General features: G+C 59.9%; 7 protein-coding genes. 1 reads left to right on the forward strand and 6 read right to left on the reverse strand.

Annotated elements, in window-relative coordinates:
- Positions 1-54: 54 nt before the first annotated feature.
- Positions 55-945, reverse strand: coding sequence for an alpha/beta hydrolase (locus A8G00_RS19380; protein WP_103001456.1), 891 nt, complete (start codon positions 943-945; stop codon positions 55-57).
- A 456-nt stretch (positions 946-1,401) separates the two neighbouring features.
- Between A8G00_RS19380 and A8G00_RS19385 the strand changes: the two genes are divergently transcribed.
- The gene (locus A8G00_RS19385; protein ID WP_146032624.1) at positions 1,402-2,799 is read left to right on the forward strand and encodes an SRPBCC family protein; all 1,398 of its coding nucleotides are present in this window, start codon (positions 1,402-1,404) and stop codon (positions 2,797-2,799) included.
- 162 nt (positions 2,800-2,961) lie between these two features.
- On the opposite strand, the gene A8G00_RS19390 is transcribed toward A8G00_RS19385, so the two are convergent.
- The 5 genes from A8G00_RS19390 to A8G00_RS19410 all read right to left on the reverse strand — a co-directional run bounded on the left by A8G00_RS19390 (position 2,962) and on the right by A8G00_RS19410 (position 10,379).
- Entirely contained in the window at positions 2,962-4,635 is a 1,674-nt protein-coding gene (locus tag A8G00_RS19390; RefSeq protein ID WP_103001462.1) for an AMP-binding protein, read from the reverse strand.
- A 5-nt stretch (positions 4,636-4,640) separates the two neighbouring features.
- On the reverse strand, positions 4,641-6,149 hold the full coding sequence (locus tag A8G00_RS19395) for an amidase (RefSeq protein ID WP_103001458.1): 1,509 nt from the start codon (positions 6,147-6,149) through the stop codon (positions 4,641-4,643).
- Positions 6,150-6,421: 272 nt separating this feature from the next.
- The gene (locus A8G00_RS19400; RefSeq protein WP_172451926.1) at positions 6,422-6,967 is read right to left on the reverse strand and encodes a VOC family protein; all 546 of its coding nucleotides are present in this window, start codon (positions 6,965-6,967) and stop codon (positions 6,422-6,424) included.
- Positions 6,968-7,349: 382 nt separating this feature from the next.
- The gene (locus tag A8G00_RS19405; RefSeq protein WP_103001460.1) at positions 7,350-8,462 is read right to left on the reverse strand and encodes an Ldh family oxidoreductase; all 1,113 of its coding nucleotides are present in this window, start codon (positions 8,460-8,462) and stop codon (positions 7,350-7,352) included.
- Between the two features lie 57 nt (positions 8,463-8,519).
- Entirely contained in the window at positions 8,520-10,379 is a 1,860-nt protein-coding gene (locus A8G00_RS19410) for a CocE/NonD family hydrolase (protein ID WP_103001461.1), read from the reverse strand.
- Between the last annotated feature and the right edge of the window lie 286 nt (positions 10,380-10,665).

Here is a 10,665-nt window from a genome sequence, read left to right on the forward strand (position 1 = left end):
GTGCCCTGCCGCACCGTATGATCTTCAATGCCGGGACTTGCCAGTCCACGCCGCCTAAAGATAACGGCCAAACCAGGAGATCGCTTCGGCCATGGCTTCACCCATCCCGGGATCCTCATAAAGGCCGCGCACGTCATAGGGCAGGATCACCAGCTTTTTCGGCTCCCCGGCGCGTCGAAACGCGTCCTGAATCTTGTCGAGCGGATGATGCAAATCGAGCAACCCATTTGTTACGATCAGCATCGGCGTGGGCGCGATCAGGTCAATCATGCTCTCCGGAGCCCAGATCAGCATATGCTCGAGCGATTCGAGAAGAATGTCATTTTTGAAACTGGGGTAACGCGTCCAGTAATCCGGAGCGGCGTTCGATGGGATGACAGGAAAGGATTCGTCGGTAAGAGGCCCCATCGCAGGGACGCGCTCGCCCTCTTCGCCCCTGAACCTTCGCTCCCAGTCTAGCCGAAGACGTTCGAGCATCTCCATATATCGCGGCATCCCGCGTAGTTCCCTTTGGCAAAGACGGCCATTGAGCGCCGGGCTTTGCGACACGACGCAGCGGACCCGTCGATCCACTGCAGCCGTCTGCAAAACGACGCCGCCACCAAAACTGACACCCCAGATGGCGATGCGCTCCGGATCGACGCTTTCACAGGATTGCAAGAAAGAAATGCCGTTGCGGAAATCCTCAACCTCGTCGAGCGGGCGCAGAAGCCTGCGGGGCTCGCCACCACTCTTGCCCCAACGCCGATAGTCGATGGCCACCGCGACATAGCCAGCGCGGACAAGATATTCCGCGCTGACGGCCAACGCCTCCTTCACCAGGGCGAAGCCATGACCCATGACAACGCCCGGTCGGCGCTCTCCGGCTGCCAGATCGTTCGGTTCGTAGAGCGTTGCCGCACAGAAATCCTCGCCGCTCCGGAACTGAACTTCGGAAACCTTCATAGCCCCATCTCCACCGGTTGGACCTTCGCACCGCACGCATACGACGGGCGCCTCTTCGTTCACGATTCGGCCCCTCGCCGTTCAAGATCTATATCGATCAAATATGAACCACGCTCGCGCAATCGAGAATATCCTACGGGACATGATGGATTCGATTATAGGCGTATGTCCCTGCGGCGGGGGACCCGATCCACATACCCGGTCGGGCAGGGCTAAGGCATATGCTGCTGTTGATAGGGGTGCACGCAACGCAAGCCGTACCATGGCGAAGCGCCCACGGATTGGAGTCGGGACGAGAGGTACACGCAGCACATTGTTGCCTCATCAGTTTTTCGCCTAAATGCCCCCTAGGCGGGGGACAGCAAGCTTGTCGGCATGAAGCTATAATGCCGATAGAGTTAGGTTGTTTTCCGGGCTGTGCGATCGGAGAACAGGCTCGAATTTCAGGAGACCCGCGTGAAAGATCCAGCAATCCCTTCGACGATGGCGCAGATCGACGCCATCAACTACCAGGAAATTCTCGATCTGGACTCGTGCACGCCCCCCGCGGCGCTGCGGGAGCGGTCGGTGCCGGACCTGGGGACCGAGCCTTTTTCCGTTGACCGCTACACGGATCAGGACTTTTTCGACCGTTCGATCGAGCGGATGTGGTTGAAGACCTGGCAGATGGCCTGCCGGGAGGAAGAAATTCCCAATGTCGGCGATTATATCAACTATGATATCGTCGGGAAGTCGCTGATCATCGTCCGCTCCGCACCGGGCGAATTCAAGGCGCTGCACAATTCCTGCCTCCATCGTGGCCGCAAGCTGGTGACCGAGCCGGGCCACGCGGCATCCTTCCGCTGCCCGTTCCACGGCTTCACCTGGAAGCGTGACGGCAGCTTCCTGCGCAATCCGGTCGCGTGGGATTTTCCGCATTGCAAGCCATCCGAGTTCGGTCTTCCGGAAGCAAAACTCGCCCGCTGGGGCGGATTTATTTTCGTCAACTTCGATCAGGACGCCGCGCCGCTCGAGCAATATCTCGACCCCATCCCACGGCATTTCGCACGCTGGAATCTGGAAAACAAATATATCGCGGTTCACGTCAAGAAGGCGGCGAAATGCAACTGGAGCATCACGCTCGAGGCCTTTCTGGAGCCATATCATTCGACGGCCACCCATCCCCAGATCATCCCCTTCATGGCCGATGCCAACGCGCAGTTCGATGTCTATTCACCTCATGTGACGCGCCACATCGGCGCACGCGGCTTCCAGAGCCCGCAGGTCGCAAGAGAATATACGCAGCAGGAAATCGCCGAGGCCCTCATCGGACCCGGATCGCGCATCTACAGCGTCTTAGGCGGCAACGTCGACACGCGGCTACCCGATGGCGTGAGCGCGCGTTCCTACACGGCCACGTTGCTCCGAAAGCTGTTGGCGGAGGAAACCGGGATCGATCACAGCGAAGTGTCCGACACGGAATTGTTCGACGACCTCATGTACATCGTTTTTCCCAATTTTTGCGTGTTTGGCGGGTTCGGAAAGAATTTCGTCTTCCGCTTCCTGCCGCGGGGAAAGAAGCACGACGAGTCGACGATGGAGGTCTATTTCCTCAAGACCGTTCCCAAGGGTCAGGATCGCCCGAGTGCCGCGAAGATGAATGAAGTGCCCGATGACCAGCCATGGGGCAGTGCAGCGGAGCTCGGCAATCTCGGCCCGGTTCTCGATCAGGATTGGGACAATCTGCCGCAGACCCAGGAAGGGCTGGAGGCGTCGGAAACAGGAGTGGTCAATTATGGTCATTATCTCGACCTGCCGATCCGGCGCCATCAATTGACGCTCGACGCCTATATGCGCGGCGATATGCCTGGCTGACATCGCCATAGGGAGGCCGAAGCCGGACCATGCCCGGACTTCGGCCCTGGTCGGCTCCTTTTGATAAATCGAGCGCGCCGTTGATGCTGAGTTCTCGACGTTTCGGCGTCTCGACGTTCGCCGCTGCTCCAACTGTTTTCGTTTAGCGATGGCCGGCCTGGCCTATCCCTCGCCGTTTTCGGTCAACATCGCTTCACGAAGCAGATATTTCTGCACCTTGCCTGAGACTGTCATCGGGAAGCTGTCCACGAAGCGCACATAGCGCGGCACGTTGTAATGGGCGATCTGCCCACGGCAGAATGCACGTATGGCTTCGGCATCGACAGTTTCGCCGGCGCGCAGTCGAATACAGGCCATCACTTCCTCGCCGAATTTCTCGTCGGGCACGCCGATAACCTGAACATCTTCGACCGCGGGTTGTCGATAGATATATTCCTCGATCTCACGCGGGTAGACATTTTCTCCGCCCCGGATGATCATGTCCTTGATGCGCCCGACGATGCGGCCATAGCCAGACTCATCCGCGACCGCGAGGTCCCCGGTATGCATCCATCCCTCACGGATGGCGTCCCCGGTCTTTTCCGGATCAGCCCAATAGCCGAGCATGACCGAATAGCCGCGCGTGCACAGTTCGCCCGGCTGGCCACGCGGCACGATCTCGCCTGTCGCCGGGTCCACGATCTTTACCTCAAGATGCGGCTGGACACGCCCGATGGTGCCGACACACCGATCAACGGCGTCATCCAAGGCGGTCTGGAAGCTGACCGGGCTGGTTTCCGTCATGCCGTAGGCGATACCGATGTCGCGCATGTGCATCCGCATCATCACCTTGCGCATAACCTCCTCAGGGCAAGGGGATCCAGCCATCAGGCCGGTGCGCAGGCTGGACAGGTCGAACCGATCGAAATCGGGATGCTCCAGCTGAGCGATGAACATGGTAGGAACGCCGTGAAGCGCCGTGCAACGCTCGGCCTCGACGGCTTCCAGAACCGCGAGTGGGTCAAAGCCCGCCGACGGATATACCATGGTGGCGCCATGGACCAGGCAGGCGAGATTGCTCATCACCATGCCAAAACAATGGTAGAGCGGCACGGGAATGCACAGCCGGTCGCCGGCCCGCAGTCCCATGCCCAGGCCCACGAAATAGGCGTTGTTGAGCACGTTGCGGTGGGACAGGGTCGCACCCTTGGGCGACCCCGTAGTACCGCTCGTGAACTGTATGTTGATCGGCTCGCTGGCCTCCTGGTCCGCGGCCAGCATCGAAAGCTCACGGTCCGTCGCCTCGGTCCGCAACCCCGCGATATCGTCGAACTGGAGCCAGCCGGGGCGCGGGTCGCCGCCCATCTTGATGATATGGACAAGGTTTGGCAGTCGCCCGGACCTGACCTCGCCCCGACCGGGGAGATCCGGCAGCAGCGTCTCGACCATCGCCACATAATCGCTGGACTTGAAGGCGGTCGCGCAGACCAGCGCCTTCACCCCGACCTTGCGCAACGTATATTCCAGCTCGGCGGGGCGGTAGGCCGGGTTGATGTTGACCTGCACGATGCCCGCGCGCGCGGTGGCGAACTGCGTGATCGTCCATTCGACGCAATTTGGCGCCCACACGGCCAAGCGGTCGCCTGGACGCAGCCCTAGCGCAAGCAGCCCGGCCGCAAACGCGTCAGCCATATCCTTCAATTGCGCCCAGGAAAGCCGAACACCCTGATGCCTGGACACCAGCGCCTCTGCATCAGGCCAGCGCCGGGCCGCAAGCTCAAGCGCAAACCCGATCGTATGTTCGATAAGCGGCGGCTCGGTTGCTCCTGCGAGGTAGCTCGGCTCGGATACCGCCATGTTCATCATACTGCCGCTGGCGGAAGGGGCATCGGGTGCAGCTTCTGCACCGCATTGGCGACGCGCAACAGCCCGTCTTCCTGCCCCTGTCGCCCGATGATCTGCAGGCCCACGGGCAACCCGTTGTGCAAACCGCATGGGACGGAAATGGCCGGATAGCCGAGCAGGTTCATCATCGTCGTATGGGCGGCGTACGTAGTGAGAGTGAACCCCCGGCCGAAATAGCCCCACTCCACAAAGGGGCGAGGTTCCATCGGCACCGTCGCGCTGACAAGCACTTTATACCGCCGCAAGACATCTTCGAGGGTCTCGACCATGCGCGCCCGGCTCTCGGACGCGAACCGATAGATTTCCACCGCATCCACTTCCTTGGGCCAGTTGCCCGATATCGGCTCGGGCGCCTGCGTTTGCGGCTTGCCCCAGAATTCCTCGAATTTCTGTTGCCCTATCTCAGGCTGAAACCCCGAGTCGGGCGTGCTGGTTACCGGATTGCTGTTGATCAGCGTTTCCATGGTGGGCCAGGGCGCTTCCCATATCTCATCTACCTGTTCGACCTGCGCGCCGGATCGCGTCAACCCAAACGTCGCGCGCTTCACATGGTCGACGATCTCCGCGCTATCGGGAAGCCAGTATATTTTCGACCAGCCAAAATCGTCGGTCCAGGCTATCCGCATCCCGTCGACGCCGTCCTCCAGATGCGCGGCATAGTCAGGCGTGTCCACCTGGGTCGAAAGAAAGTCGCGTCCGTCGCGACCCGCGATTACCTGCAACATCATCGCGCAATCCCGCGCATTGCGCGCCATGGGTCCCGTGTTGGCGGTAATTTTCTGGGATTTCGTCTCATAATCCACATGGGGGACGAGCCCCCTCGTAGTGGAAAGCCCCAGACAGCCGGACCATGCGGCAGGAAGCCTGGTCGATCCTGCGCCATCCTGGCCGATGGCCAGCGGGACCATGCCCGCCGCAACGGCGACGGCGCTGCCCCGACTGGAATTGCCGGGATCGCGGCCGATATCCCACGGATTGCGAGGGCCTTCCGCGACCGGCCAATTATAGGTGGCCGTCGTCCCAAAGATGATGGCGCCGGCGTTGCGGAGGCGCTCGGCCGCGATTTCGTCGTACCGGGCGCACTCTATTCCGCGCAGGCCATTTCTGAATCCCTTGACGGAGTGGACATCCATGATGGCGACTGGAATGCCATGCAATGGCCCCAATGGCGCGCCATCTTCGACCGCTTTCGTGGCAACGGCGGCCTGCTCTCGCGCGCCCGATGCGTCCAGCGTATCGAAGGCGTGAAGCGTCGGCTCCAGCTTCGCGATCCGCTCCAGAAAATGGTCCGTGACTTCGCTGGGGGTCACCTCCCGACTTTCGATCATTTCGCAGATGCGCCAGGCAGGTTGCCAGGTAAGGTCATCACGCGCTGCCGCGAGTCCGGCACCCGATGCGAGATTCTTCTTCGATCCCGATGAGTGATCCGCTGCCATCCGCTGCTCGCTGTCAGTGTTTGCGGTCATTCTACTCTCCTGTTTACGCTGTCCATACAGTCGCAGATGACCCCGACTCGCTTCGTTTAACGCGAGATGATGGGCGGGATGGCGCGGCCAGGATGGCTGGGTCCGAAATGGTTGATGTTGGGCGCCGGCACCATATCCTTGTCCGCCGTCGGAGGGGTCAGATTTGACAAGTCTGGAAGAGGAGGATGCATCAAATCTTCCATCAGGATAATGGCCAGATTGAAGTACAGTAACTGTAACCGCTTAAGGAAGTCGCGTCGTCCCCGCGCCTTTCAAAGCGCAAATCGCGGCACCGCTCTTTCCTTCTGCATGTCGCGAGGCTGCGCCCCCATGGGAAGCGGCGGGCGTTGGCGAATTTCTTCCCAGGACACGCCGCCTTCCCAGGCGGCGCGTAGAGCATCAGGCTCCACCAGCACACCGATGGGATTTTGCGCAAAGGCCTCGCTGTGGAAAAACGCGTTCGATTCCTCATGCGTCGCAAAATTGTCGACCTGAAGCTCGATCATGACGTTTTCAGGATCGCGATAGTAAAAGGAGATGGTAGGCCCATGATTGATTGTTCGGACCGGCTCTATCCCCAGGCGCTTGAGACGGTAATAGTTCCCGAGCAGGTCGCCAAGATCATTGTAAGCATAGGCTATATGGTCGATATTCCCACCACCGTCAGCCGGTTGATGAGACGAATTCAACAATGCTATTCGATGGTGTTCACCGTCATAGGTAAGAAAGCATACAATATCGTTGCGGAAAACCACATGGGTTCCGAGCACGGTCCTGTACCATTCCGTCATCAGGTCCATTTGGGTGGTTCTGATCACGACGTGAACGAAAGAGGCTGGCGAAACGCAGCTACTTAGCGGTAGCGGGGGTCTTGATCGACTATCCGCCATGTATCAATCCTTTATGCGGTTAACCCGTTTGCAAACTTGCTTAAAGGCGACGACGTTGCGGACGAACCTTCCCGTCGGGCCTGTCCGCTTCTTACGAAACGAGCCTTCCAGCGTCTGTCCCCTACTGGGGGGAAAGGCTCAGCAAAAGAGACTGCCTCAACGTGCCCTTGTCCCACTGCAAGTGTCGAAAAAGACAGGCCAGCATTGGGCACGAGCTTGCATACCAGATCAACAATACGACATTGCTCGCTGCATTGCGCATGACAGGAGCAGGCTCACTTCGCGCGGCCTGCTCAGAAAAATCCCATCGTCAAGCGGTGCCATGGAGTTGCAGCAGCGACTGCCATTGAGATGCCGGTACGCGAACAATTCCATCAAGGTTTCGCTGTGCCTTCAAGGCCTGCGACCGCTCACCGGGATAAAGTATAGCATCGACACCCGCCTTGCGCCCCGTTGCCTTCAGATGGTCGATAAAGGCGTCAACCTGTGCAAGAACCTCATCGACAGGTCCAAACGCGGCCGGATCGACTGCGAGCAAGAGGCTGCCAAACCCGCGGGCTTGGGTCCCTTCAGCACCAGTCCATGGCGGGTCGGACCTGCATAGCGCCAACGGCAAAAGGTTGAATATGAGATTGAGGGCATAGCCCTTATGGCTGTTGCCGAGCGTGGCAAGACTGCCGATTATCCGTAGTCGGCCAGCGTCCAACGCCTCCAGGTCCACGAACTCTTCCGGCTGGTTCGTCGGCGCCCCATGTTGATCGAATATCAGGCCTTCGGGCACCATCTGTCCCTGGCGCGCCGCAAGTAAAATCCCGGACGTCGAGCTTTGCGTGAGCGACATATCCATGATGACTGGAGCATGGCTACCCGCCGGGACGCCAATGGCAATCGGCGCGTTCCCCAGCAACGGCTTCATCCCGCCCAAAGGGGCCACCATTGCGGCGCTTTGACTTATGACGATGCCGATCATTCGGCTCGCAAGCGCCATTTCCACGAACGGGGTTAGCACACCCAAGGGCGATTTGAGCACCGCCAGTCCAATGCCATTGCGCCCGGCAAGCGACATTGCCGAATCCATGGCGGTTCTGCCCAACAGATCGATGGAGGCGCCTGCGTCTCCCTCGACCGTGGCGCACCCCGACGCGACGTTCCGCACCGCAATAGTCGCCTCGAAGCGAAGCTTGCCTTGATCGGCAAGGCTGGCCAGTCTCGCGATCAGCGGGAGCCCGCGAGAATGGTCGCCCTGCGTAACTTTATCGATGATCGGCTTGAGCACAAAATTGGCTTGTTCGAGCGAGGCGCCTCGGGTCCCCAGAATCTCCCTGCCGATCTTCCACAGTTCTGTGAGCGGGATATCGACATGGCCTCCGATGCTGCGCCACCACTGACCGCCGGTCCTAGCATCCCGCTCTTCTTGCGTCACACATCATCTCCTGGGCACGGTATGCTGTGCACATGTAACTTGCCATCCACTTGAATATTATGCTGGAAACTCGAAATGCTTTCCGCTCGCCAGTGGAAACGGGGTATCGATCCAGTTGCGTTCGCGACCGGCCGGTATGATCGGCAATTCCACGTAAGAAGGGTGCTTGGCGTCGTGATAGATCGTCTGTGCTGCGACAACAAAGTCGTCTTCCGTAGCACTGTTCAGATCGACGAAGGCATTCGGATTACGCTCACCGAGAGGAAAGCAGCTGCTCGTAACCTCGACCCGAATACGGTGGCCCTTCTTGAATACGTTGCTGGTCGCCTGCATGCCGATCGCGTACTCGCAGATTTCTCCAGGAATCAACGGTTCCGGATTGGTGCGGGAATTCCGATAACGGGCCCTTGCCACACCGTGGCAGAGCGCATCGGCACGTCCGTCCGGACGGACGTCGATCAGGCGGATCCACCAATCGGTATCTTGTGCGGATGACCCCGCGAAGAGCGTCGCCCTAACCTTGCCGGTAACTTCCAGATCCTCCTCTAGTTCGGCGGATGTGTAGCAGAGCATGTCAGGCCGCGCCTCCATCTCGTTCTGCGCCATTCGCCCGCCGTACAGAGTGACGCCGCCGATATTGCGCACCGGATCGACGGGATCATACCGATACTGGTCGGGGCGCTCGTCTCTACCCGGCTGCTCCATCGACAGCGCGCCATCACCCGACGCCGTGTTGGCGCCCCCTTGGCTGTGCAGATAGAAGCGCGTCCGCTCGGTGCCCGGGAGCGGCCAGCTAGTCTCCGTTCTCCAGCGGTTTTCGCCCATGACATAGATCGTGACCGGGGCGTCGAAAACCGGGCTTCTGATCCCCTTGAAGCATTGATCCATCCAGGTGAGCATCAGTTGCTGCCCGTCCACCGCGCCGCCCGGCGGGCATTCAAAACACGCGCCATGCGACCAGGGGCCGATGAACAACCGTTGGCCGTCCCGGGCCTCCTGGGTCGCCGCACGCGCAACCAGTCCCTCATAATGCTCGTAAGTGTTGCGGATGAAACCGTCATACCAGCCGTTAACGTGGAGGACCGGCACATCGACATTTGACAGCTTGTCCTTCATCGCGTTCGCATCGAAAAAAGCGGGATTATCGCGATTTTCGATCATCTCACGCCAGAACGGCATGTGTCGCACCACCGGCATGTCCTTGAGAGGCATGATCCGAAACAGACGGTCGAAAAAGTCGTCCGGGAAGTTCGCGGTCATCCAGGTCATGTTTTCGTCGGGATGAAGCTCCAGAAAGTCCCGTCGGGCGGCTGCGGCGAGTTCCGGATCGCTGTGGCAAGCAGGATCGAGAGATTGCATCAGCGGCCACTGCGTGGCGTAGTGCTGCATGTATACGCCTTCGAACAGGAACCAGCCGTTGTTGAACACTTCGGTGGCGGGCGCCTGAACATAGGACGTGCTCAACGCCGGCGGCGCCGCAACCGTGCCCATCATCGAGGCGAGGCCGCTGTAGGATGGACCGCAGAAAGCGACACGCCCGTCCGACCAGGGCTGTTCGCTGATCCAGGCCACGGTATCCGCGCCGTCGGCTGTTTCATTCTGCATGGGCTGAAGCCGACCTTCGGACCCGTGCGCGCCTCGGACATCCTGGAAGACCACGGCATAGCCTCTCGCCGTCGCGAGCGGGCGGTTGATCACCGTTGCTCCGGCGATCATGTCCGGCGGAAAGTCTGCCAGAAAAACCCTGCTATATGGCGTGCGAACGACAAGCGCTGGAAAGCGCCCCGGCGCGGGCGCGACCCCGTCATCGCTGGGCAAGCTGATGTCGGTGGCGAGATGCACGCCATCCCGCATTGGAACCATGACGTTCTCCTGCACAATCATGCAGGCGGCCGTAGCTGCATTGTCCTGTGTCATATTCTCTCCAGCAGCGTTCGATCGATAAAAGCGCGGAAATTCACGGGTCGCGTCGATAGGCGACAGGCTATGGCATGCGCCCGGTCATGTCTGTCCCCCCGGGCTGGTACTAGGCGGCGAGGAACCTGACCGCCATTAATGTCCATTTGCCATCATGCACTCAGCAGGAGGCGGTATGAAAGCGACTAGCTTCCGTGAAGGAAGGAGCGGTGATGATCACCGTAGAGGCAAGGGTGCACCCCCTCGTGCAGGCACGAGCGTTAAGCAAATTGCCGAACCTCCTCGG

The sequence above is a fragment of the Sphingobium sp. SA916 genome, from assembly GCF_002894065.1.
Classification (GTDB): domain Bacteria; phylum Pseudomonadota; class Alphaproteobacteria; order Sphingomonadales; family Sphingomonadaceae; genus Sphingobium; species Sphingobium fuliginis.